Below are 24,527 nucleotides of genomic sequence, written 5' to 3'. Positions count from 1 at the left end.
TTAGTTAATTTCAGGGCTTCGTCTTATCATGTTTTTTATATAACTTGTGCATATTTTATTGCTCTTAAAACCCTATATATTGGCGTTACTTTGCCTATATTCAAAACCGTAATATTATTTATCTTTTCATTTGTAGACGTTTTAACTCTTCTTACCGCCTCTTTTATTTGCTTCTTCGTTAATTTGTAACTTCCTTCATTTATATTCTTCCTCTTACCCCATTCTACTTCTCTTAAGTCTCCTCCATTCTTGCTGAATACCCTTAATTTCGCCATTAGTTTTAATCCTTCTCTACTCCACCCTAATGGATTCCTGCTTAGTCTTACTGAAAATACATGGCTTATATGCCCTTCTGCACTGCACCCTATTACATCTTTGTCTTTGTTGTATATCTCTATCCCTTCCCAATTGTTTAGTATGTATTTCCTTGCTTCTTTTATCTTCTCTTTCTCCCTCTCTTCCTCTGCTGCCTTTATTAGTTCATCAAATATCTTCTTCACTCCTTCTTTATCTCCTTCATTTATTGCTCTCCATATCTTTTCCCTGTATTTTGGCTCTTTTGATGTGGCTTTTAATACGTATTTGTTTAAATGATATCTGTCTAACACAAACCTTGATTTTGCTATCCACTCTAATCCCTCTTTTATCCACGGTGCTCCATCTCCTGCTATGTATATCTTCTCTATCTCTTTTCCTTGTAAGTTTTTTTCTATGTAATTGGCTACATCTATCCATATGTCTTCTGCTTTCTCTCCTACGTATGCCTTGTAATGCACATTTCTCAGTACATCTCTACCATTTCTCTCTTCTTTACCTTCATGTATGTATATCAATCGCGGTGTTTCATTGCTGCCATCTTGCAAAGGCACATGGTCTTCATCTGCTTCTATGTATAATACCCTTACTTCTTTCTTCTCTTTTATTTCTCTCTTTACTTCTACTTCTCCTATTTCCCTTATTGCGTTTAATACTGTCTGTTTACTTAACTCCTCTGGACATGCTTTTTTACTGCTTCTTTCATATGATTCTTCTATTGCGTTCTCTACTAACTTTATTTTTACACCTTTTTCTATCCTATCGTGCCGCCCTATCTCTAATGCATCATCCACCAAATATGTATATCTTCCATCCTCTCTGGATTTGTAATATGTCCTCTCATATTCTATATCCCCAAGGATTGTGGTTAATCTCTTTTTATCTTTCCTCTCTACTACCCATTTTTCTTTCCTTCTCTTGTCTTCTTTTATTATCTTATCTAACTCTTCAATAATTGCTTCTATTGCCTCTCTACCTAGTTTGTCCGTTAGTTCCTTTATCCTTGCTGCAAGCTCTGTAATATTCATTCCTTTGTTTAATAAATCACTAAAAATTTCTATCACTTCTCTAGTGAAATTTAGAGCATTTTGTAGTATAATATCTTCAAAGATATGTTTGTTCACAAGAGACACCCCTTTCTGTGTTGTTTTGTTTTCCATAATCTATTTTATCACAGGGGTTGTCTCTTGTTTTTTTTGCTCAAAAAATCCTACGATAATTTTACACTATGTAATATTCCTCCTACCAATATCGCGACGAAAATGTCAACAAAAACTACCCACCATGTCTTTCTCCAACCAATTGTTCTTTTTAATGCCGCAATTGTAGCAATACAGGGAATATAAAGCATTGTAACAACACCAAAGACAATCATCTGCTTTGGAGTCAAAATCTGTGAAATATGACTTGTCCCAGAAAGAGCTAAAAGCATTATAAGGGTAAGCTCTTTCCTCAAAACCCCAAAAATCAATACTATTCCTACTATTGATGGCAATCCCAACCATTTTACTACAATGGGGTCCGTTACATACGTCACATATTTAAATATACCTGTGTATTTCAATATTTCAAGCACAAGACTTCCTACAACAATTATAGGAAGTGCCACATACAAAAAGTCTTTAATCCTAATCCATATTTGCTTTAGTGTTGGTTTTAACGCGGGTACTCTGTAACCGGGAAGTTCCATTATCAAATCATAGGGTTTTCCATGCGCTATTTTATCTGCAAAATACGCTGCTATATAAATTACCAAAACATCTAAGGCAAAAACAGCAAGTGCGTATTGCGGCCCCATGAATACCCCTATTGTACCTAAAATTATCACAATCCTTGCAGAACAAGGCACAAGAGTGGACATAAAAGACGCAACAAATATTTCTCTATCAGTTTCTAAAATTTTTGTGCCTAGTACTGCCGGGACATTGCACCCAAAGCCCATCAATATTGGAATGAGAGCTTTGCCGTGAAGTCCCACTTTGTGCATTATCTCATCCATTAAAAAGGCAATTCTTGCGAGGTAACCTGTGTTTTCAAGTATTGATAAAAATACATAAAATGGGAGTATATAAGGTAGTACGATGGTTATAGCAGAAATAAGTCCTTCAACAAGTCCATTCCATAAAACATCTTTATACATATTTGGAATATGCAAATTATACACCAAAGGTCTTAATACATCAAAAAATCCCTCCAACACGCCAGAAAAATACTCTCCAAATTTAAATATGCCGTAAAATGATATGAAGACAATAGCAAACATTGATATATAGCCAAATATTTTATGAAGAGCAACATTGTCAATCAAATCAGTCCATGTAATTCTATGGTGAATTTCTGATACTGTCTGCCTGGCTATAAAAGAAGCAATATCATACCTGGCTGCTGTAACTAAAGTCACAAGAGGGCCATCTGTCTTCGCCTTTAATCCCTCTAGTTCTTTTTGAATCTCTTCATAAGCCTTTTTACCATCAGGCTCTCTTTTTAGCTTTTCAATTATATCGCTATCTTCTTCTATAAGTTTTAGAGAAATCCACAGAGGATGAAACAAATTTATAATGTTTACTACATTGTGTTTTAAAAGAATATTGTAAATTCTCATTACATACTCGCTTATTTCATTTCCATATTTAAGAATTTTCTCTTGCTTTATGTCATAGTCATTTACAGTCGTTTCTTTATTTGAATCTACAACTTCTAAAACCTTATCTATCAATTTTTCAAGGCCTTTTCCCTTTGTAGCAATAGTTTTTACAACAGGAATCCCTAAAAGTTCTTCTAACTTTTTTACATTTATATCTATACCCTTTTTAATGGCATAATCTACTTGGTTTAAAGCCATAACCATAGGCACATGAAGCTCTAAAAGCTGAACTGTAAAGAACAGATTTCTTTCAAGGTTAGAGGCATCCACCACATTTATTACAACATCTGGCTTTTCAAAAGCTATAAACTCACGAGAGACAATTTCCTCTTGAGAATAAGCAGAAAGTGAATAAATGCCGGGAAGGTCAACAATTTTTATAGTTCGTCCTTTAAATCTCAAAACCCCTTCTGCCCTTTCCACCGTTTTCCCCGGCCAATTACCAATTATCTGAGTTAAACCTGTCAATTGATTGAATATGACGCTTTTTCCCACATTAGCATTTCCCGCTAAAGCTATAACTATTTCTTTTTTCACCGCATATCCCCCTTCCCATCAAGGGTTTTTACATATATCTTTGAAGCAAGACCATATCCAATCACAAGGTGAGAATTTCTAACTTCAAGCTCAACAGGCCCCCTTAAAAGGCCTTTTCTAACTACCTTAACTTTTGTCCCCGGGACAAGTCCCATTTCATTCAATCTTTGCGTAGCTGCTCTTCCGGCTTTTATTAATACAATCTCTCCTTCATGATTTTCCCTTAATTGTATAAGATTTAGAATAGTATTCTCTGCCATCTGTTGTGCCTCCATAATTGAAAATAATTATCAATATCTATATAAAAATTGTAACATTCTTTATGCATACATGTCAACCCAGAATTCACACATTCGTTAAATTTCAAACGTTTTTATTTAAATTTTTATACTTCAATTTATTAAATTATTGAATTACGCCTATCTTTGTATTATAATGTGCATAAAATATATTTTTAGGAGGTGCAAAAATGGATAAAAGCATGGAGATCCTTGACCTTCTGTGCGAAAACAGCCGTCTTACAGAAAAGCAAATGGCAGCAATCACAGGGCTTAGTGAAGAAGAAGTTAAAAACACAATAAAAAGTCTTGAGGACAAAAAAGTGTTGTTAAAATACACTGCTCTCGTGGATTGGGAAAAGGCTGGCCGGGAAGTCGTAACTGCCCTCATAGATGTAAAAGTAGCACCCCAGCAAGGACTTGGATTTAATGCAATAGCTGAAAGAATATGCCAGTACGAAGAAGTAAAATCAGTTTCCTTAATTTCCGGAACTTACGACCTTTCCGTTGAAGTAGAAGGTAAAACAATGAAAGAAATAGCCCTCTTTGTTGCTGAAAGACTTGCCCCCATTGATGGCGTATTAAGCACTACCACACATTTTATTTTAAAAAGATATAAAAAAGACGGAGTTTTTTATGAAGAAGGACAAGACGACAAAAGATTGGTGATAACACCATGAATACAGACAAATACATATCCAACGTAGTAAAAAGTATTCCACCGTCCGGAATCAGAAAATTTTTTGACCTTGTGACTAATTCAAAGGATATAATATCATTAGGAGTTGGCGAACCAGATTTTGTAACTCCATGGGAAATAAGAAAAGAAGGCATAGACGCACTAGATAGAGGTAGCACAACATACACCTCAAACTTAGGCTTGCCCGAACTTAGAATCGCCATATCCTATTTTTTAAAAACTCATTATAATTTAACCTATGACCCTGAAAAAGAAATAATGGTAACTATTGGTGCTAGTGAAGCCATTGACCTTGCTCTGCGAGCTCTTTTAAATGACGGTGACGAAGTCTTAGTTCCTGAACCTAGCTATGTTTCATATGCCCCCTGTGTAACTCTGACAAGAGGTATCCCTGTGTTTGTACCTACCGACGAAAAAAACAATTTTATACTAACACCCGATGACCTAAAATCAAAAATAACCTCGAAAACAAAAGCATTAATTCTTCCTTACCCCAATAATCCTACAGGTGCTATCATGAAAAAAGAAGAATTAGAAGAAATTGTAGACATAATAATTGAGCATGATTTAATAGTCATTTCAGATGAAATTTACAGTGAATTGACATATGAAGGAAAACACGTGAGCATAGCTTCGCTTCCAGGCATGAGGGAAAGAACAATACTTATAAACGGTTTTTCAAAAGCTTTCGCCATGACAGGTTGGAGGCTGGGATACATCGCAGCAGAACATGGATTTATTGAAGCAATGAATAAAATTCACCAGTATACAACTATATGCGCTCCAATTACAGCACAGTACGCTGCAATAAGGGGTATATATGAATGTGAAGAAGATATAGTAAAAATGAGAGAAACGTATGATAAGAGAAGGAAATTTATTGTAAACGGATTTCGCGAGATGGGCCTTGATTGTTTCGAGCCAAAGGGAGCTTTCTATATTTTCCCCTCAATAAAAAAGACGGGTATGACTTCACAGGAATTTTGTGAAAAACTCTTAAAAGAAGAAAAAGTAGCTGTAGTACCAGGAGACGCATTTGGCCCAAGCGGTGAAGGATTTATTCGTGTATCATACGCATATTCTATAGATAAAATAGCAAGAGCACTTGAAAGAATAGAAAATTTTGTAAAGAGAATATTGTAAAGGAATAACATCTGACATATCGCAAAATGTTTTTAATGTAAAAAGGAATCCTTATATCAAAAGGATTCCTCAGCTTGTTGACAAAGTAAAAATTTTTTAAAATAGGATATTTTGCATCGTCACTCCGATGTTCCAAAGCGACAAAACTAAGCTCGACCTTCGGGTTCCGGCAGGGTCCCGGGCACATTCGACCTCCTGTCTCAGGTGCCCGCCTCCGCCATCCTTGGCTTCGGCCCTGCCTCCGCCCTCGGTCTCGCTAAGTTTTGTTAACGCATTGTCACAAGTCGTTCCTTATGCAAAATATCCTATTTCCGAAAGTTTGTATACAGTCTAAGGAATCCTTATATCAAAAGGATTCCTTAAACTTTGTATGGCAATTAAGCTTCTTGGCATTTATTTCTCAATATGTATACATTTTTATTCCATAAAAACCTTTCCCTCTATTATTGTCATATAAACAGTCAAATCATTGTTTAGCACAACTATATCTGCATCTTTCCCAACTTCTATGCTCCCTTTTCTATCATCTACTCCAATTGCTTTTGCAGGATTTAAAGAGGCCATCTTGCAGGCTTCAAAAAGTGGTACTCCAAGAGAAGTAATATTCTTTACAGCTTTATCTAACGTTAAAGTACTTCCTGCTAATGAACCACTTTCTAATCTTGCTTCTCCATTTTTTACAAATACCTTTTGCCCTCCAAGTTTATATTCTCCGTCTCCCAATCCGCAAGCAGACATTGCATCTGATATAAGTATCACTTTGTCTGTTCCTTTTATCTTAATCAAAAGCTTTACTGAAGCAGGGTGTGTGTGTATAAAATCTACAATTACTTCACTGTATATTCTGTCGTCTAAAAATACTTCCCCTAATGCACCAGGTTCCCTATGATGTAGCCCTTTCATGCCATTATAAGTGTGAACTGCAATTGTAGCACCATGCTCTACTCCATTTTTCATCTCCTCATAAGTGGCATTTGTATGTCCCAAGGATACTTTTACACCCTTTTTAGTGACATGTTCTACAAAGCTTCCATCCGGGTCTTTTTCAGGTGCTAATGCAATTACTTTTATGTTACCTCCCGCTATTTCCAAGAACTCGTCAAATAAGTTTTTATCAGGTGGTATTATATATTTTTCATCCTGTGCTCCTTTGTGTTCTTTGCTTATAAAAGGTCCCTCAACATATGCCCCTAAAATTTGTGCTCCAGCCGTCTTCTTTTTCATCGTCTCATTTATGTTTTTAAGAGCATTTAGGATATAGGGTATATCCATTGTCATAGTAGTAGGACAAAAAGAAGTCACTCCATGTTTTGCAAGATGAATTGAAATAGCATTTAATGCTTCATAAGTAGCATCCATTGTATCATGTCCAACACCGCCATGAATATGTATGTCTATAAAGCCAGGTACTATTTTTTTGCCTTCTACATCAATTACCTCTGCATCTTCTTTTTTTAAATTTCGACCTATTTCTGCAATTTTACCCTCTTTTATGTATACATCGCCATCGTAAATTATTTCTTCATCTGTGTATATTTCTCCGTGCCTTAATAATAGATTACCCACTTTTATCACCTTCTTAGATTAATTCTTTAAGTATATTCTACACCTTACTCTACAATTCATCAATTGAAAAAAATCTTTCCCGGATTCAATATTAAATTGGGATCGAGAGCTTTTTTAATTGCTTTCATCATTTCTATATGTTGTAGTTCTAAGATTAAAGGTAAATAATCCTTTCTTTTATTACCTATGCCATGTTCACCACTTATAGTGCCACCAGCATCTTTTACTGTCACATACAATTCTTTTAAAACTGCATCAACTTTATACGCCATTTTTCCATAGAAAGTTCAGGTTTTTTTATAGGGGTCGCATGTATGTTTCCATCCCCCGCATGCCCATAACAAGGAATAGGTATATCGTATTTTTTTGATATTTCTCTCACCCGCTTTATGAATTTTGGTATCTCGGATATAGGTACCACCAGATCCTCCAGGCTTTGATGTGACTAAACTGTTTCCAAGCTTCTGCTATGTTTCGCTTTATTCTCCATATTCTCTCTGAAGTAGTAGCATTATCAGCAACATAAACTTCTATAGCGCCGTTCTCCATACACAAGTTGCCTATAATTTCATACTGCTCTTCAAGCTCTGATTTTGAATTGCCATCAAGTTCTATTAAAAGCATTGCTCCTGCTTCTTCAAAGGATATCTTTTCATTGAGATATCTACACGATGCTTTAAATGATAAGTTATCCATAAATTCTATTGAGGTAGGAATTATTCTGCCAAATGTCATGATTTTAGACACTATTTTGATTGCGGTATCCATATCTTGAAAAAGTACAAGTAAATCCACTTTTGCTTGAGGAAGTGGCATGAGTTTAAGATATATCTTTGTAAATATACCAAGAGTGCCTTCAGAGCCTACCATAAGATGAATTAGGTCATAACCGGTAACATCTTTCATTAATTTCCCACCAAGATGTATAATATCACCTGTTGGAGTTACTATTTCAAGTCCCAAAACGTATCTACCAGTTACTCCATATTTTACTGCCCTACCACCTCCAGCATTCTCTGCAACATTTCCTCCTATATAGCAGGTTTCTACACTCATAGGATATCCTGCATAAAATAGGCCATACTCTTTAACAGCATTATTAATCTCATTCGTCACAACTCCAGGTTCAACAACTACTACTAGATTTTCTTTATCTATTTCAAGAATTCTATTCATCCTTTCAACAGATAACACAATTCCGATAGTGTCAAGATACTGTAGGATTTTTTTAAGACAACCCCTGTAACTTAGTTAATTTCAGGGCTTCGTCTTATCATGTTTTTTATATAACTTGTGCATATTTTATTGCTCTTAAAACCCTATATATTGGCGTTACTTTGCCTATATTCAAAACCGTAATATTATTTATCTTTTCATTTGTAGACGTTTTAACTCTTCTTACCGCCTCTTTTATTTGCTTCTTCGTTAATTTGTAACTTCCTTCATTTATATTCTTCCTCTTACCCCATTCTACTTCTCTTAAGTCTCCTCCATTCTTGCTGAATACCCTTAATTTCGCCATTAGTTTTAATCCTTCTCTACTCCACCCTAATGGATTCCTGCTTAGTCTTACTGAAAATACATGGCTTATATGCCCTTCTGCACTGCACCCTATTACATCTTTGTCTTTGTTGTATATCTCTATCCCTTCCCAATTGTTTAGTATGTATTTCCTTGCTTCTTTTATCTTCTCTTTCTCCCTCTCTTCCTCTGCTGCCTTTATTAGTTCATCAAATATCTTCTTCACTCCTTCTTTATCTCCTTCATTTATTGCTCTCCATATCTTTTCCCTGTATTTTGGCTCTTTTGATGTGGCTTTTAATACGTATTTGTTTAAATGATATCTGTCTAACACAAACCTTGATTTTGCTATCCACTCTAATCCCTCTTTTATCCACGGTGCTCCATCTCCTGCTATGTATATCTTCTCTATCTTCTCTTCTTTGTAGTTTTCTTCTATGTAATTTGCTACATCTATCCATATGTCTTCTGCTTTCTCTCCTACGTATGCCTTGTAATGCACATTTCTCAGTACATCTCTACCATTTCTCTCTTCTTTACCTTCATGTATGTATATCAATCGCGGTGTTTCATTGCTGCCATCTTGCAAAGGCACATGGTCTTCATCTGCTTCTATGTATAATACCCTTACTTCTTTCTTCTCTTTTATTTCTCTCTTTACTTCTACTTCTCCTATTTCCCTTATTGCGTTTAATACTGTCTGTTTACTTAACTCCTCTGGACATGCTTTTTTACTGCTTCTTTCATATGATTCTTCTATTGCGTTCTCTACTAACTTTATTTTTACACCTTTTTCTATCCTATCGTGCCGCCCTATCTCTAATGCATCATCCACCAAATATGTATATCTTCCATCCTCTCTGGATTTGTAATATGTCCTCTCATATTCTATATCCCCAAGGATTGTGGTTAATCTCTTTTTATCTTTCCTCTCTACTACCCATTTTTCTTTCCTTCTCTTGTCTTCTTTTATTATCTTATCTAACTCTTCAATAATTGCTTCTATTGCCTCTCTACCTAGTTTGTCCGTTAGTTCCTTTATCCTTGCTGCAAGCTCTGTAATATTCATTCCTTTGTTTAATAAATCACTAAAAATGTCTACCACTTCTCTAGTGAAATTTAGAGCATTTTGTAGTATAATATCCTCAAAGATATTTTTTTTCACAAGAGACACCCCTTTCTGTGTTGTTTTGTTTTCCATAATCTATTTTATCACAGGGGTTGTCTCTTGTTTTTTTTACTCAAAAAATCCTACGATAATTTTACACTATGCACAATTCCACCGTATACAGGTACTGCTCCACCAGAAAGGCCACTACCAGCACCCCTTGGTGTGACAGGAATTTTATATTTGTTTGCAAGTTTCATTATCTTTGATATTTGTTTGCCATCGAAGGTTTTACAACTGCCTCTGGCATATGGGCATACTCTTTTTCCGCAACTTCATCATGAGAATAAGGTTCTAATGCATCAGGATTGTCGTATATAACGTTATTAGCACCAACTATCTTTTTAAGCTCTTCTACAATTTCATTTGTCAGCTTATTATACACTTACCTCGCCTCTTTTTTGTATTCCTTTATCTTTTCTATAAGCAATGGAACTACCTGATGTAGGTCTCCTACTATGCCTAGAACAGCAATTTTAAATATTGGCGCATCTGGATCTTTATTTATAGCTATAATATTTTCTGAACTTTGCATACCTGCTATGTGCTGTATAACCCCTGAAATGCCTACAGCTATATACAGTTCTGGTGAAACTGTTTTTCCACTTAAACCCACTTGATGGGGATAAGGTTTCCACCCCCTATCTACAACATCTCTAGTAGCTCCAACTGCCCATCCTAAAATTTTCGCCAGTTCTTCTACTAGTTTGAAGTTCTCACCTCTTCCTCCCCCCCTCCCCCTGAAACTATTACTTTGGCCTCTTGTAGATTTATTTGTTCTGATTCGTTTTTTACAAACCTCAAAAACTTAGTTGAAGAAGAAAAAACTTCGTCATTAAATTTTTTATATGCAACCTCTCCTTTTCTCCCTTCATCGTATGGTGCCGGCTTTATTGAATGAGGTCTTACTGTAGCCATTTGAGGCTTAGTAAAAGGGGTTTTTATAGTTGTGAGAATATTCCCTCCTATCAAGTCAAGGAAAGACGCTATGCCAGGCCCTACTTGCCCTGTATCTCCATCCGTTGCACGTTCTCCGCATATTATAAGGTCAAAAAGACCTATTTTTTCGATAGCTTTAGCTAATACATATGAAGTCGCAAAAGTATCTGCTCCAGCAAATCTTTTATCAGATAGTAAAATCCCGTCATCACATCACATAGCTATTGCCTCTTTTATTGCTTCTATTGCTTTTTCAGTCCCCATGGATATGACAATTATTTCTCCTCTATATCTTTCTTTTAGCCTTATCGCTGTTTCTATGGCATATAAATCGAGGGGATTTACTATACTTTCTACTCCTTCTCTCACCATTGTCCCTGTCACAGGGATCCATTCTCACATTGCTCGTCTCAGGTACTTGTTTTATTGGGATTATTATTCTCATAGGTTTTTCTCCTCATTTTAGTTATGGTATAAAATTTTTTTCATGTTCAAAAACAGTATAAATTGTCATTTGTTTTGCTTCTACAGTTATCGTATTTATTTTGCGGTCAACTTTTCCCCCAATATATTTCCATCTACCATTTTTCTCCTCCCAGAAATAAACTCCAACTTTCTTAAAATCATTTTTATCAGGCAAATTAAAGCTTATCTTAAATAATGGTTCTTTAATTTTTAATACTTTATCTCTTGCCTTTAATATTACCTCATAGGCATTAGTAAGTGAATTAAAGCTGTCTACTTCTATTTTCCCTTTGTTATTTATAGCTATGGTCAGTGAACCTTCCTCTTCAATAAGCTTAAAAATATTTTTTGGCGCAACAACGGTTTTTGAGTTGAACTCCAAGGTTATCTCATCTGATTTTATTATTATTCTTTTATTACCTTTTTCCAATAATCTTAAAACTTCTAAAGGTATCTCTAATTCTTTTTGGCTTGTTATACCTATATCGGTCAAGTCAAACTTTAATTCTTTTTTGTGCTTATCATTAATTTCTTCTTCTAGTTTGTTCTTTTCTAAAAGATAAGTAGTTGTATTACCTACTACAATTACTTTCCCTTGTGAAGCTTCTTTAACAGTAATATAAATTGGTACACCTTCTTCGTTTATCCTATTAACTCCCGTTATTGCATAACTATAAGTTTTATCTGGTAAAACATTTAAATCCAGGTAAGTCTGTTGAAAACCATTAGATTTCCTAACGAGTGCCAGAATATTTTTTGCATCATTGATACTGGGTACTTCCTCCCCTTCTACGCGATAGATCACATAATAACCAGTATTCTCAGGGGTCATATCTTCCCATTTTAATTCAATCCCTGCCTCTTTAGCATTTATTTTTACTTTGATTGGTTGCGAAGGTAAATCAGCAGTCAACCACTCCATTAGTGGTACCAAAGCAGGATATTTAAATAGTTCTTTTAAACGATCCGTTACCCCTAAAGGATTTTTAAGCAGATTATTTGTGGCAAAAAAGACGCTACCATATACATTTTCAAAATTCCTATTGTATAACACTTGGTTAGGGAGTTGGTCGGGATCCAACCAATTAACATCGTCAGCTCCTACTCGATAAGCAGCATGACCAATATATAGATGTACATTTTTGCCTGCAGTTTGCTGCCTCCACCAATCCACTAGCTTTTCATAAGCTGCTGGAGAATAGTTAAAATACCAATAAATTTGGGGTACTATATAGTCAATCCATTCATTTTGAACCCATTTCCTTGTATCAGCGTATAGAGAATCATAACTTTGAAATCCATTCGTCTCTGACCCATTTGGATCAGTGGATTTGTTGCGCCAAATTCCAAAAGGACTAATGCCAAATTTAACATAAGGTTTTGTTGCTTTTATTTTTTGTGATAATTCTGATATCAAGGTATCCACATTGTTTCTACGCCAAGCCTCTTTACTTTCAAATCCTACACCATATTTTTGATACAATTCCTCATCTGGAAAATCCACACCTGTTACAGGATATGGATAAAAGTAATCATCAAAATGAATAGCATCAATATCATAATTTTTAACTACCTCAATAATACTATTTATAATATACTCTTTTACTTCAGGGTTACCTGGATTAAACCATAGCTTCCCACCATATGATACAACCCACTCGGGATGCTGTTTTGCAGGATGATTGTCAACCAGAGCATTTAAATCGTCACCCATACTTACACGGTAAGGATTAATCCAAGCATGAAATTCCAAATTTCTTTTATGAGCTCCTTCAATCATAAAGGCCAAAGGATCATAGCCAGGATCTTTACCCTGTATTCCTGTCAACCAATGAGACCACGGAAAATATTTAGAAGGATAGAATGAATCAGCTGTTGGTCTTATTTGAACTATGATTGCATTCATTCCTATATCCTTCAGCTTATCTAATATTTCAATAAAATCCTGCTTTTGTTGTTCCGGATCATAGACTCCCTTCTTAGGCCAATCTATATTATCTACTGTGGCAATCCAAGCAGCCCTAAATTCTCTTTTAGGTGTAATGGGTTCCTTATTGACAACAAGCACATAACTAGCTGTTTTATTTAAATAATTAGCTGTTATTACTGTAACCCCTACTGATTTAGCTTTAACAAGCCCCTGTTGGTTAATTTCTGCTACTTCTGGTCTGCTACTCTTAAAAGTAACACCTTCTTTAATTTCAATTCTTTCATATTCTTTCCCAAATACTGTATAAACACCTATTACTTTTGCTTGGAGCTCAGATTGCACAGTCATTGATTTCAAACCTGTTAATTCAATTTTTGACAATACAGGAGTGGGCTTTGTTACTTTTAATGAATATAAAGCTTCTTTATTTTTATATTTAGCAATAATTGTAGTTTCCCCCTCTGATAACGCTTGGATAATGCCTTCTTTGCTGACAGTAGCAATTTTTGGATTTTGGCTAATAAAATTTACTTCTTTAGTAACTTCAATTTTATTGTCGTAACCATTAAATTTGGCAAACACTTGTAAATTTCCTGTCATTCCTGCTTCAATTTTTTCAGGACCGTAAATTTCAAGTATATCAACTATCGGTTCATTTTCCGTAATTAAAAGTTCAAAGAAAGCAGCTTCTGTATTACCATATAATGCCACAATTGTAGTTTTACCTGGGCGCAAAGCAATAACATTACCTTCATTGTCAATTGAAGCAACATTTGGATTACTACTGAGGTATGTAATACCATTATTAACTATTTCTGGGGATGTACTGTTTTTAAGTGTAATAGCTACCTTTGCTTGTTTAGTTTCTCCTACTTGCATAGGAGTAAGCCCAATAATATCAACACCAAAAACATCAGTATCAGTATAGAACACACTTAAGCGATCGTAGTAGACAAAACCACTATCTTTGTTTGTATCTTTTGTCTCTACAATATACAAATCCATGAATTTAAAAGGTCCTTTTTGGTCAGAAGGAATATTTGCTGTAACATATTTCCATCCTGTCCAATTAAAATTAGCCGTTGCCGTTAAATCCACAGGGAACATTTTTCCGTCGCTATTTTTTAACCTTGCGCGTAACCAATGATTATTTTGATTACCGTAAACCCAAACACCAATTTTTTTAGGAACACCAGGAATAGGTCTATCTAAACTACCAGTAGAAATATCTCTTAAACTAAGATAAGTTGCCGTTGTCCCGGTAGTTCCTCTCATATCGTACATAAATTTCGCAGAATGTTCCCCATAAAGTACAGGTTCCGGTCGTTTTGCCAACTGAACTGTTGCGGTCGCTGGCAAACTACCAGCCTGTGTAATTGTCCCTGTACTCAATATAACTTTTCCATTCAACTCTATATTTTCAAAGTCTTCAATGACTTCTGCAATTTTGTTGCCAACTATAACCAAGCCCTTTGCTACCATTCCATTATATTCTGCTTCTACATAGCCATATTTTAATCCTTCAACTACTTGAGGCACCATTAATACCCCATCATTGGAAATTGTACCAATATCCCTCTCAGCACGCCAAATGACTTGTTTTAAAGGAACAGCAACTTCTTCTCCTTTTTCATTATAAGCTTTTATTGAAAATTGTTTTTCTTCTCCTGGTAAAAGCCTAACAGGGTTTGGTACTATTTCTATTAAAGCACAATTGACAATTGGCAATGACAAAGAAGAATCTTGTGAAAATACCTTTAAAGACACCCCAGGACTCATAGTGAAGACAAACATAAAAACCAGAAATATAGCAAAACTCCTTCTTAACATGATTCCTCTTCCCCCTTAGAAGCTTTTCCTCTACTTTTAAAAGCTAAACCTCATCACATGAAACTTCCTCGTCACTTTAAAACCCGTCTTTTTATATAAATACCCTGCTGCGCTTTCTTCTCCGGTCCATAAAAACCACACATTGTGTAGCCCTTTACACCGCATCTCAAAAAGGCAGTAGTTTAAAAGTATCTTCCCCAGACCTAACCCATGCATTGAAGGGTCAACTCCAAATGGACCGAACCTTTCGCGAATCCCTTCATATGCTCCGTATAGACAAAATCCCACTATTTTATCATCTTTCTCTGCAACAACTATTTGCTCCAAAGGCAATCCCTGTAAAATTCCTTCTCTTATTGCTCTTCCCCAGTCGGGATTGAAAACTACATTTGCAAATTCAATTAACTCATATAGATGTCTGTCCTCAGCATATCCAAATTTAAACCCTTCTTTTTCTCTTTCTTCTTTCAGCTTTTTCACTTTTTCAGGTATCGTAAAATCTAGTAACGACCTATCCATTGCTACAGGAGAGTATAATTTCGTAAAACCTTGTTTTAAGAGAAATCTGTAACCTTCGGGGTATGTCTTTTCATCAATACCTGGTAAAAAATAGTTCGGAGCATAGGAGGAGAAGAATATATATTTCCGCCCTTTCTCCTGAACAAACTCTTTCGCTTTTTCAAACATTTTGCTGCCAATTCCCTGGCCTCTATAAGCTGGATGGACAAAGAAAACTGTAATCCAGCTATTCTCTGGCTCTAAATCATCTTTGTACATAGGCAATTTTCTTACCAAAGTAAGAGTAAAACCAATTATCTGACCTTTTTCATCTTCAGCTACAATCGCTCCCTCAGGATCAAAATTGGGATCTAACAATACTTTTGCACGAAATAGGTGCTGATTTATTGGGTCAAATGGAAGGCTTTGCTGCCATGCTTCTACTATCCCTTTTTCATCCCCACCTCGATAAGTTCTAACTATATACCTCATTCTTTTCAACTCCCTATTCTAAATTAAATCCAGGTAAAGATGCGCCTCTTCTTTTATTAGCTCCTTCTGGCATCATAAAAGCTTGAGCGTATTTTACTCCCATTAGGCATCCTCTTACCACAGTTAAGTGAGTGTAGTAATCTAAATATCTGAAAGTAGAAACTCCTCCTCTTACAAACTCATATTGTTTTATTGCTTCCACCCAGACATCATACGTAGAAGTAATATCTACATACACATCCGGTTCAAATCCATAAGGATCTTCCCAATTTTCCCCGTAAAATAAGTCCCTCACCCCGTGAGCAGGATACTTTAGTTCAAAGGCAGGTAAAGCCGCAATTAATAATGCTCCTTCCACTATGAGGTAAGTATTTGCGTGATCTGGATGCATACTATTTTTCCAATGGGTAATTATAACATCTGGCTTCTTTTCTCTTATTACCTCCGCTAACTTGAATTTTACTTCATCATTTACTGGAAGTTCAGCATCTCTGTAAGGTAGAAAAATAGGCTCTGCCCCTAAGATTTCTGCAGCTTTTTTTGCTTCTTCAATCTTTTGTTTAGCATATTCTTCGGGTTTTAAATGTGGATGCCCTTTTTCTCCGGAAGTAAGATGTACAATACTTGCTTCATGTCCTGCCCGCGTGTATTTCGCAATTACTCCCCCCGCAACTAATTCCATATCTCCGCAGTGAGCACCTACTGCCATAATGTGTAATTTTTTACTCATTTTTATTAACACCTCTTTCAGTTATATCTCCTCTAATTTCCCATGGTTAATTATCTTTGCTTATTTCCCCTACAATTATCCTTAATTTGGCTTTTCATCTAAAATTGCTTCTTACATTTAACATATTTCTTCCAAACCTTACAGCCCAATTTCCCATAAAAATCTACAAGATTTGTCCAATCAATTACTATATTTCTTATTCCCCTCTGATTCAGAAAATACATACCTGCTTGAACAATGGCTAAACCATATCCTTTTCCTCTTTCTTCTGGATCTATGCCTAATGGCCCTATTCCCCCTAGCTCTTCTTCAAACAAAGGAACCCAGTAAACATTTTGAGCAATAAAAGAAGATCTGCTGTCATTTATTCTGCAAAATCCAATTATCTTTCCTTTCTTCTCTGCTACTACAAATTCTCTTCCTTCTCCTCCTTTTTCAAAATACTTTACTGCTTCATACTCCCATCTGCCGGGAAAGCCTCTGTTCAAAAATTCAAGGAAACTGTTTTTTTGCCACTTATCCAAAATCTTAAATTCAACTTCCGGGAAGACAGGCAACGTAACTTGGCCTTCACCATTTAGTCGACAGTATAAGTCATACTCTTCTCCAAACTCTACATAACCTTTTTTCTTAAACCATTCTACTGTGTCTATGTATTCAGAAGGAATACCAGGAAAGTAATGCCACGGATCCTGTCCTAAAACTACTGTTTTTACTCCATTTGCCTTTAAAGCTTCTTCAGCTTTTCTTAATAACTCACTTCCTATGCCTTTATTTCTATAGTCCGAATCCACTAGTATCACTTGTATATATCCTGTATCTTTTTTGTTTTTTACACATTCCAAATCCTCTTTCCATATCTTTGAAATTATAAATCCTACCAACTTCTCCCTTTCTAAAGCTATCCAAGAACCTTCTAGAAGTACATTCTCATCCTCAAGGCTATTTTGATAAAACAACTCTTTTCTGAGTGGAAATTCTTTACCCAATTCTTTATTCCATAGCCTTACAATCTCTTCTCCCTTATCTCTTGCCAACGGCAGATAGTCAATACCCATTGCCACACCACCTACTATAAAGAAATTTTTCCCATTACTACCGGATGTTTTGCTCCTGTTGCTTTTGGAATATTGTTAAAATTGCCATTTATAGTCTCACTTGCAAGGATTGCAAAAGCAACAGCTTCTTTGGCATCGCTATTAAATCCTATGTCTTCTTGCGTTATTACCCTAACCTGAGGCAACTGTTTTTTTATCATTTGTACGAGGGTTTTGTTGAAACTTCCTCCACCTCCTATTACTACTTTGTCAACTTTGTAGTAGGGAAATATAAACCTTTCGTAGCTTCTCACCACTGAATAAGCAGTTAAAGCTGTAACAGTAGCAACCAAATCGTATTTATTTATTTCCAAGTAGGAAGCCCTTTTCATCAAATTATCCACATAATTTTTCCCAAAATGCTCTCTGCCAGTGGTCTTTGGAGGCTTAATTTCAAAAAACTCATCTTTTAAAAGTTCTGCTAAAAATTCTTCATTTACTTTCCCGCGAGATGCTAATTCACCATCTTTGTCGAATTTCATTTCCCCATGAGTAATCCTCTTCACAACTTCATCTATCACCATGTTTCCAGGACCTGTATCAAATGCAATTACGTCTTCTACACTACCTTCTTTAGGCAAAACAGTAACATTGCCAATTCCACCTATATTTTGTAAGGCTATTGTTTCATTTGGTGACCTATACAAGATATATTCAGTGTAAGGTACTAGAGGAGCTCCTTGCCCTCCTGCAGCTACATCTCTTACCCTAAAATCAGCCACTGTTACAATTCCAGTTCTTTCAGCTATTACTGCTGGTTCCCCTATTTGAAGAGTAGAACGGACTTTATATCCCATATCTTCAATAAAGTTAGGAATATGGTATATGGTCTGCCCGTGAGACCCTATTAAATCTATATCTTTCGGGGCTAAACCTGCTTTTTTAATGAGTTTTAAGGTAGCTTCTGCAAACAGCTCACCGAGTAAAAAATTCATATGGCATATCTTCTCAACAGTTCCAGTATGGGGGTCAAAAAGCTCAAATATCTTCTTTTGCACTTCCTCTTCGTACGGAAACTTTTCGAATTCTAAAAGTTCGACCTTTGTATCTAAACCTCTCCCTTTGACCTTCACAAGAGCAGCATCAATCCCGTCAGCAGAAGTACCGGACATTAATCCAACCACTAATCTTTCTTCTTTATTGTAAATACGCAATAACCTATCCATCGCACTTTCCTCTCTCATCAATCTTTTAAAAAACTCAACGCTAGAATAGCAGCTCCATAAGAAGCATCTTTATCTAGCTTTTTTATATTCGCTTTAGGATAATACTTTTTAATTAACCTGGAAAATTCTTTAAATACAGATTCGTTATTTATAAAAACACTCCCAGTTACTACAATTGAAATTTCATCATTTTCCCACTTAAACGCTTTTACAACCGCTTTTGTAAGGTTAAAAAGTTCTTCGGCTGATTTCTTTAAAATTTTCCTAGCTTCCTTATCTCCTTCTTTATACGCTTCATCTACTACCTTTGCCAATTCTGCTATGTCAGCTTTTGTAATTCCATCCTTATAAACAAATCCTATAAATTCCTCAGGTCTTTTAACGTTGAGCCTTTTCATCATCATATCTAATAATTTCGTGTAGTTCCCTCTCCCATCGTAATACCTCAAAGCTGCCTTTATACCCTCTACAGCAATGTAATAAGCACTCCCTTCATCCCCTAAAAGATGCCCCCATCCGCCGGCTCTTTTCTCTATACCGTCTTTTCTCCCATAAGCCAATGAACCTGTTCCTGCAATTACTACTATTCCTTCTCTTTTTTCTATAGCCTCTGATAAAATTATTTCTGCATCATGCGTAACAACCATATTACCTTTAACACCTATTTCCTTTAAACAATTTGTTACTATCTCTTTTTCTTCTTCCCTTCCTGCTCCAGCTGTTCCAACACAAATTGCTCTACAGTCACCCAATTTAAGATGCATTTTTTCTACAGATTTCACAATCAAGTTTTTTAGGTTCTCACATGCTTCTTCTCTTCCCTCAGACCTTATATTTGTAGGTCCCCCTCTTCCTGTAAAAAGGACATTTCCCTGCAAATCTAGGATAGAAATTGCGCTTTTTGTGCCTCCTCCATCAATTCCAATTACATATTCCATTTCTTCACTTCCCTAAATTCATATGGTCACAGGAAGTTTTCCTTCAGCAGGATATTTCCCCGTCAAGACTCCTATCACGCTTTCTACTGACAATGGGGTGTACTCGTAAGCACATACATAAGTAGGCACATTTTCAAACTTTTGGAGGTCATAGGGATTTCTCAAAGCCACAACAATTACATCTTTGTTCACTTGCAAAAGTGTGTTTACTAGTTTTACTTGACCTTCGTTTAAATTAGCATTGTAAGTGCCCACGACAACTACTTCTTTATCCTTTGCCTTTTCTAGAATTACTGAAATCTCTCTATCGTTTGGATTTACAGAAATAGTTTCCTCTACACCTCCAAATGTAGAAGTAAATTGTCTTGCAAAAGAAAGCCTATCCATCAAAGCATCGTCTACAAAAGAAGCCGGAACTGTTTCAGGAGAAATTGCCAGTACATTTTTCGTCTTTAAAGGGATTAATTTTTTCTCATCTTTAACAACTGTTATGCTCTTTAAACTTATGGCTTTTGCAATTTTCCTATGTTTCTCAATTTCAGCTGTGGTGTCAAATTTGTCTTTCTCAGGATATGGATTGTCAAAAAGTCCATATTTTTCTTTCATCTTGAGTATCCTTCTTACTGATTTATCTATTCTTTCTACAGGTATCTCTCCTCTTTCTACAGCTTCTTTTATATTTTCAAAAGCTTTTATCTGTAGATCTTTAGTATGAGAAACAAGTACTATATCTGCTCCAGCTTTTATAGCCATTGACGCCGCCTTTCGAGTGCCAAAATATTTGGCTATCGCATTCATTTCCATACAGTCAGTTATAATTAACCCATCAAACTTGAATTCTTCCCTTAAGATGCGGGTAAGGATATTATAAGAAAGAGTTGCAGGAACTTTACTATCTTCTAAAGCCGGGAAAAGTATATGAGCTGTCATTATCGCATCCACGCCATTTTCTATAGCTTTTAAAAACGGGTATAATTCCACTTCATAAAGCCTACCCTTGCCATGACTGACTTTCGGTAAATCAAGGTGAGAATCCACAGTTGTGTCTCCATGTCCTGGGAAATGTTTAGCTGTAGCTATCACACCTTCTTTTTGAAGCCCTTTTATGTAGTTTATTCCAAAATTAGCCACATCCTCTGGGTTTTCACCGTAAGACCTGACTCCTATCACTGGATTTAAAGGGTTGTTGTTCACATCCATAACCGGAGCGAAATTTATGTTTATGCCTATAGTTCTTAATTCTCTTCCAGCTATTTCTCCCACTTTATAAGCATTTTCTGGGTCTTTTGTAGCACCAATAGCCATATTGCCGGGAAGATAAGTAGCTCCTCTGTAAATCCTTGTGACCATTCCACCTTCCTGGTCAATAGAGATAAAAGCTGGTATTCCGGTATTTTCTATTGTTTCTTTCTGTATGTCAGTGCATAAATCCATTACTTGCCTTGCATCCTGCACATTTCTTGAAAAGAGTATTACATTCCTTATTTTATAACTTGTTACTAATTCTCTTATATGGTCGTCGTAAAAAGTTGACGGAAAGCCTATCATCAGCATTTGCCCTATTTTTTCTTCTAATGTCATTTCTTCTATTTTTTTCATTTTTTCAATCCTCTCTATTCATAGAAATGATAACTCTCTTTCAATCTTTTAAACTCTTCACTTTCTCTTTTCCATTTATCCAATAACTGATCCTCGTCGTACTTCATCAGCCTTAACTCATCTGTACCTGCTAGCAAATCAATAAAATATACGTTACTTTCCCCATATGGTGGCAACCATTTGAAATTTTCACCACTTTGCCTTATTATCTCGTATAATAGCTTTATACCTACTTCAACTGAGTCAACAGCTTTTCTATCTTTTACGTGTATTTGAACCCCTTTGCACAACTGTCCTTTGTGTTTAGAAAAACTGGGTATAAAGTAAACTGGCCTAAATACAACCCCTTTCAGCCCTTTTTTGTTCATAGAATCGGCTAATTTGTAAGGGTCAATCCAAGGAGCACCTATAATCTCAAAAGGTCTTGTAGTACCTCTCCCCTCCGAAATATTAGTTCCCTCAAATAAGCAAGTACCGCTATATAGCACTGCTGCATCTAGAGAAGAAATGTTAGGTGAGGGGTTGACCCACAAAAGGCCTGTTTCATCGTAGTACATATCTCTTTTCCAGCCTTCAAGCTTTACGACGTGCAAATCACAATTGATGCCAAATTCTTTGTTAAATAGATGTGCTATCTCCCCTATAGTAAGACCATAGCGCTGCGGAATTGGATACCATCCTACAAAAGACCTAAACTTGGTATCTAATATGTTCCCTTCTACTTTCAAACCTCCAATAGGATTAGGTCTATCTAAAACTACAAATTCTTTACCATTTTCTTTACACGCTTCCATTGCATAAGCCATGGTATAAAGGTAAGTATAATACCTAGAACCCACATCCTGCACATCTATCACTAAAACGTTTATTTCTTCTAACATTTCTGGTGTAGGTTTTTTTGTATCTCCGTATAAGCTATAGACTTTCACTCCTGTCCTTTCATCTACGTATCCCTTTACTTTTTCACCTGCTTGAAATTCACCTCTTATTCCATGTTCTGGAGAATACAATGCAACTAGATTAAAATTTTTATATAACACATCAATAGTTGACTCTAAATTCCTAGTCACTCCAGAAGGAGCCGTGATCAATCCTATTCTTTTATTCTTAAATAATTTTTCATACTTCTCAATAACATCAATGCCACATTTGACCACATTTAACTCCTCCCATCCAATGAGGCTAAAACAGCATTGTGAAACAACCGCCTAAATCTTATTATTTTAACATTTTCTCTTGTGGGATGAACTCTATTTGTCAGCAATATGATATACACCCCATACTCAGGATCAACCCACAGAGATGTACCTGTAAAACCTGTATGTCCAAAAGCTTTTTTACTAAACAAATCTCCACCTGCAGCAGTATTACCTTTGATAACCCATCCCCACCCTCTGTTTTCGCTTAAACTTTCTGTATAATTCGTTATCATCCTCTTAAACAAAGGATAAAACAAAAATATTTCATTTTTTATTTCCCCATAGTTCACGAGCATTTTAGCGAATTTTACAAGGTCATCTATTGTAGAAAATAGTCCAGCGTGTCCTGAAATTCCTCCAAAAAATCGTGCATTTTCATCGTGACATACGCCACATATAACCTCGCCTGATTCTTTATCTATTTCGGTAGGAACAACATCCCTATTACCGGGATTAAATAAGGTGTTTCTCATATCAAGAGGATCAAAAATTTCTTTTTTGCAAAGTTTGTCAAGTTTGTCTCCTCCAACTGTTTCAAGTATTTTCCCTAGTAGTATAAAGTTAAGATCACTATACTCTACCTCTTTCGTTTCTCTCAGTTCCACTTCCTTGCATATATAATCAATGGCATCATCATAATCCCTACATATTTTATAAAAAGGTATATAAGCTGGTAATCCTGAAGTATGTGTGAGAAGTTGGAAAATAGTTATTCTATCTTTGCTTTTTTCATTAAAAGAAGATATATATTCACACACTTTATCATATACAGATATAAAACCTTTTTCTATCATGAGCATTAGTAACGTAGTTGTAGCTACAACTTTTGTAAGAGATGCAAGGTCAAACAAAGAAGTTCTATTTAGCATTTCTTTATACGGTACAATCCTTTTATTTCCCTTAACCGCAATTTTTAAAAAGTCACTTTTATTACCAACAGCTACAGCAGCACAAGGAAAAGCTCCATCTTCTATACCTTTATCTATTAAGTTAAATGCCTCATCTAACCGATTATTATCAAAAACCATGAGATTTCATTCCTTCCATAAATTTTAAAACTTGCTGTGAGATGACGAATAAGTGTATACTTATTTTGGAACTTAAATTTTTGTACTATTTATTGCTTTTCTATCCATATATTTAAGTAAAAGATTATCATAGAGATTTATTAAAAAAATTGATACCATTCCAGCCCATAATAATGGTACACCAACTATTGTTATCAAAAGCAATATACTAACAGAAGCAATCTGAATTAAAGCTCCAAACGTATACAATCCATTGTCAAGAAATAATTTAATAGATGCATTTATTGAGCTAATAAGATTTTTATTCTCACTAATAAGGAATGGTAAAAAATAAACCTGAGATAAAATTATAAATATAAATAAATAAGTTTGTATAACAGCAATAATAAATGTAAACATTGTCTTGGTCTGAAAATAGTACCACCACGAGGACACTGGAATCATTACAAAAATGGAAAAAAGCATACTGTATATAAAAGTTCTTATGTAAAATTTTTTCAAACCTGTGAAAAATAATTTATAGCTAAAAGATTTTCTGTCTATTCTTTGTCTTGTTAAATAAAGGATTGCAGTAAATACAGGTATTGATATAAAAATAAAGTATATAACTCCGGCATACGGAGTTAACACGAAGATAGCAGGAAATATGAAGATAAACCAAATAATACTTATTATCACTACATAAACTATGTTTTCGTAAATATCATGACCACTTTTTATAAGCACTTTACTCAAGCTATTCAT

22 protein-coding genes and 1 pseudogene are annotated in these 24,527 nt (G+C 35.4%); 2 read left to right on the top strand and 21 right to left on the bottom strand.

Annotated elements, in window-relative coordinates:
- Positions 1-35: 35 nt before the first annotated feature.
- From TMATH_RS01475 to TMATH_RS01465, 3 genes are all read right to left on the bottom strand, one after another.
- The gene (locus TMATH_RS01475; RefSeq protein WP_013149709.1) at positions 36-1,439 is read right to left on the bottom strand and encodes an ISLre2 family transposase; all 1,404 of its coding nucleotides are present in this window, start codon (positions 1,437-1,439) and stop codon (positions 36-38) included.
- 86 nt (positions 1,440-1,525) lie between these two features.
- Positions 1,526-3,496 (bottom strand): ferrous iron transport protein B, encoded by a 1,971-nt coding sequence (gene feoB / locus TMATH_RS01470; protein ID WP_013149708.1) that lies wholly within the window; start codon positions 3,494-3,496, stop codon positions 1,526-1,528.
- Positions 3,493-3,756, bottom strand: coding sequence for a FeoA family protein (locus TMATH_RS01465; RefSeq protein WP_013149707.1), 264 nt, complete (start codon positions 3,754-3,756; stop codon positions 3,493-3,495). Before TMATH_RS01465 ends, feoB begins: the two co-directional genes overlap by 4 nt.
- Before the next feature lie 209 nt (positions 3,757-3,965).
- On the opposite strand from TMATH_RS01465, the gene TMATH_RS01460 reads away from it, so the two are divergent.
- Positions 3,966-4,454, top strand: a complete 489-nt coding sequence (locus TMATH_RS01460; RefSeq protein ID WP_013149706.1) for an Lrp/AsnC family transcriptional regulator — start codon at positions 3,966-3,968, stop codon at positions 4,452-4,454.
- Complete coding sequence (locus tag TMATH_RS01455; RefSeq protein WP_013149705.1) at positions 4,451-5,617, top strand: aminotransferase class I/II-fold pyridoxal phosphate-dependent enzyme; 1,167 nt, start codon at positions 4,451-4,453, stop codon at positions 5,615-5,617. The genes TMATH_RS01460 and TMATH_RS01455 overlap by 4 nt, the downstream gene beginning before the upstream one ends.
- A gap of 417 nt (positions 5,618-6,034) precedes the next feature.
- Here the strand turns inward: TMATH_RS01455 and nagA are convergent, their stop codons facing one another.
- The 18 genes and pseudogenes from nagA to TMATH_RS01375 form a co-directional block, all read right to left on the bottom strand.
- Positions 6,035-7,183 (bottom strand): N-acetylglucosamine-6-phosphate deacetylase, encoded by a 1,149-nt coding sequence (gene nagA / locus TMATH_RS01450; RefSeq protein ID WP_013149704.1) that lies wholly within the window; start codon positions 7,181-7,183, stop codon positions 6,035-6,037.
- A 59-nt stretch (positions 7,184-7,242) separates the two neighbouring features.
- Complete coding sequence (locus TMATH_RS12560) at positions 7,243-7,455, bottom strand: FAD-binding oxidoreductase (RefSeq protein WP_269479178.1); 213 nt, start codon at positions 7,453-7,455, stop codon at positions 7,243-7,245.
- Positions 7,428-7,565, bottom strand: a complete 138-nt coding sequence (locus TMATH_RS12555) for an FAD-linked oxidase C-terminal domain-containing protein (protein ID WP_269479181.1) — start codon at positions 7,563-7,565, stop codon at positions 7,428-7,430. The genes TMATH_RS12560 and TMATH_RS12555 overlap by 28 nt, the downstream gene beginning before the upstream one ends.
- A 5-nt stretch (positions 7,566-7,570) precedes the next feature.
- Complete coding sequence (locus TMATH_RS01445) at positions 7,571-8,359, bottom strand: FAD-binding oxidoreductase (RefSeq protein WP_269479177.1); 789 nt, start codon at positions 8,357-8,359, stop codon at positions 7,571-7,573.
- A gap of 106 nt (positions 8,360-8,465) precedes the next feature.
- Positions 8,466-9,869 carry an ISLre2 family transposase gene (locus tag TMATH_RS01440; RefSeq protein ID WP_041591621.1) on the bottom strand — a complete coding sequence of 468 codons (1,404 nt, stop codon included), beginning with the start codon at positions 9,867-9,869 and terminating at the stop codon, positions 8,466-8,468.
- 86 nt (positions 9,870-9,955) lie between these two features.
- On the bottom strand, positions 9,956-10,072 hold the full coding sequence (locus tag TMATH_RS12550; RefSeq protein WP_232192599.1) for an FAD-binding protein: 117 nt from the start codon (positions 10,070-10,072) through the stop codon (positions 9,956-9,958).
- Entirely contained in the window at positions 10,072-10,257 is a 186-nt protein-coding gene (locus tag TMATH_RS12545; protein ID WP_041591620.1) for a hypothetical protein, read from the bottom strand. The genes TMATH_RS12550 and TMATH_RS12545 overlap by 1 nt, the downstream gene beginning before the upstream one ends.
- Positions 10,258-11,256 (bottom strand): annotated as a pseudogene (locus TMATH_RS12405) (electron transfer flavoprotein subunit alpha/FixB family protein).
- Positions 11,257-11,277: 21 nt separating this feature from the next.
- Positions 11,278-15,036 (bottom strand): family 10 glycosylhydrolase, encoded by a 3,759-nt coding sequence (locus TMATH_RS01420; RefSeq protein ID WP_013149702.1) that lies wholly within the window; start codon positions 15,034-15,036, stop codon positions 11,278-11,280.
- Positions 15,037-15,072: 36 nt separating this feature from the next.
- Complete coding sequence (locus tag TMATH_RS01415) at positions 15,073-16,026, bottom strand: GNAT family N-acetyltransferase (protein ID WP_013149701.1); 954 nt, start codon at positions 16,024-16,026, stop codon at positions 15,073-15,075.
- Positions 16,027-16,039: 13 nt separating this feature from the next.
- On the bottom strand, positions 16,040-16,756 hold the full coding sequence (locus tag TMATH_RS01410; RefSeq protein ID WP_013149700.1) for a PIG-L deacetylase family protein: 717 nt from the start codon (positions 16,754-16,756) through the stop codon (positions 16,040-16,042).
- Between the two features lie 98 nt (positions 16,757-16,854).
- Positions 16,855-17,814 (bottom strand): GNAT family N-acetyltransferase, encoded by a 960-nt coding sequence (locus TMATH_RS01405; protein ID WP_013149699.1) that lies wholly within the window; start codon positions 17,812-17,814, stop codon positions 16,855-16,857.
- Between the two features lie 14 nt (positions 17,815-17,828).
- The gene (locus TMATH_RS01400; RefSeq protein ID WP_232192597.1) at positions 17,829-19,019 is read right to left on the bottom strand and encodes an anhydro-N-acetylmuramic acid kinase; all 1,191 of its coding nucleotides are present in this window, start codon (positions 19,017-19,019) and stop codon (positions 17,829-17,831) included.
- A 17-nt stretch (positions 19,020-19,036) separates the two neighbouring features.
- Positions 19,037-19,957, bottom strand: a complete 921-nt coding sequence (locus tag TMATH_RS01395) for a BadF/BadG/BcrA/BcrD ATPase family protein (RefSeq protein WP_013149697.1) — start codon at positions 19,955-19,957, stop codon at positions 19,037-19,039.
- Positions 19,958-19,975: 18 nt separating this feature from the next.
- Positions 19,976-21,556, bottom strand: a complete 1,581-nt coding sequence (gene nagZ / locus TMATH_RS01390; RefSeq protein ID WP_013149696.1) for a beta-N-acetylhexosaminidase — start codon at positions 21,554-21,556, stop codon at positions 19,976-19,978.
- Positions 21,557-21,570: 14 nt separating this feature from the next.
- Positions 21,571-22,713 (bottom strand): exo-beta-N-acetylmuramidase NamZ family protein, encoded by a 1,143-nt coding sequence (locus TMATH_RS01385; protein WP_013149695.1) that lies wholly within the window; start codon positions 22,711-22,713, stop codon positions 21,571-21,573.
- A gap of 2 nt (positions 22,714-22,715) precedes the next feature.
- The gene (locus TMATH_RS01380; protein ID WP_013149694.1) at positions 22,716-23,783 is read right to left on the bottom strand and encodes a serine hydrolase domain-containing protein; all 1,068 of its coding nucleotides are present in this window, start codon (positions 23,781-23,783) and stop codon (positions 22,716-22,718) included.
- Positions 23,784-23,855: 72 nt separating this feature from the next.
- Complete coding sequence (locus tag TMATH_RS01375; RefSeq protein ID WP_013149693.1) at positions 23,856-24,527, bottom strand: hypothetical protein; 672 nt, start codon at positions 24,525-24,527, stop codon at positions 23,856-23,858.

Source organism: Thermoanaerobacter mathranii subsp. mathranii str. A3, from assembly GCF_000092965.1.
GTDB lineage: Bacteria > Bacillota > Thermoanaerobacteria > Thermoanaerobacterales > Thermoanaerobacteraceae > Thermoanaerobacter > Thermoanaerobacter thermocopriae.
The sequence above is the reverse complement of the archived record's forward strand: the minus strand, read 5'-3'. Positions and strand labels throughout refer to the sequence as shown.

Bases quoted from the DNA above. Each gene is read 5' to 3' on its own strand.
- TMATH_RS01455 (WP_013149705.1), top strand. From the start codon at position 4,451: ATGAATACAGACAAATACATATCCAACGTAGTAAAAAGTATTCCACCG.
- TMATH_RS01405 (WP_013149699.1), bottom strand. From the start codon at position 17,814: ATGGGTATTGACTATCTGCCGTTGGCAAGAGATAAGGGAGAAGAGATT.
- TMATH_RS01395 (WP_013149697.1), bottom strand. From the start codon at position 19,957: ATGGAATATGTAATTGGAATTGATGGAGGAGGCACAAAAAGCGCAATT.
- TMATH_RS01410 (WP_013149700.1), bottom strand. From the start codon at position 16,756: ATGAGTAAAAAATTACACATTATGGCAGTAGGTGCTCACTGCGGAGAT.
- TMATH_RS12560 (WP_269479178.1), bottom strand. From the start codon at position 7,455: ATGGCGTATAAAGTTGATGCAGTTTTAAAAGAATTGTATGTGACAGTA.
- TMATH_RS01445 (WP_269479177.1), bottom strand. From the start codon at position 8,359: ATGAATAGAATTCTTGAAATAGATAAAGAAAATCTAGTAGTAGTTGTT.
- TMATH_RS01400 (WP_232192597.1), bottom strand. From the start codon at position 19,019: ATGGATAGGTTATTGCGTATTTACAATAAAGAAGAAAGATTAGTGGTT.
- TMATH_RS01375 (WP_013149693.1), bottom strand. From the start codon at position 24,527: ATGAATAGCTTGAGTAAAGTGCTTATAAAAAGTGGTCATGATATTTAC.
- nagZ (WP_013149696.1), bottom strand. From the start codon at position 21,556: ATGAAAAAAATAGAAGAAATGACATTAGAAGAAAAAATAGGGCAAATG.
- TMATH_RS01460 (WP_013149706.1), top strand. From the start codon at position 3,966: ATGGATAAAAGCATGGAGATCCTTGACCTTCTGTGCGAAAACAGCCGT.
- TMATH_RS12550 (WP_232192599.1), bottom strand. From the start codon at position 10,072: ATGAAACTTGCAAACAAATATAAAATTCCTGTCACACCAAGGGGTGCT.
- TMATH_RS01465 (WP_013149707.1), bottom strand. From the start codon at position 3,756: ATGGCAGAGAATACTATTCTAAATCTTATACAATTAAGGGAAAATCAT.
- TMATH_RS01380 (WP_013149694.1), bottom strand. From the start codon at position 23,783: ATGGTTTTTGATAATAATCGGTTAGATGAGGCATTTAACTTAATAGAT.
- TMATH_RS01415 (WP_013149701.1), bottom strand. From the start codon at position 16,026: ATGAGGTATATAGTTAGAACTTATCGAGGTGGGGATGAAAAAGGGATA.
- TMATH_RS01420 (WP_013149702.1), bottom strand. From the start codon at position 15,036: ATGTTAAGAAGGAGTTTTGCTATATTTCTGGTTTTTATGTTTGTCTTC.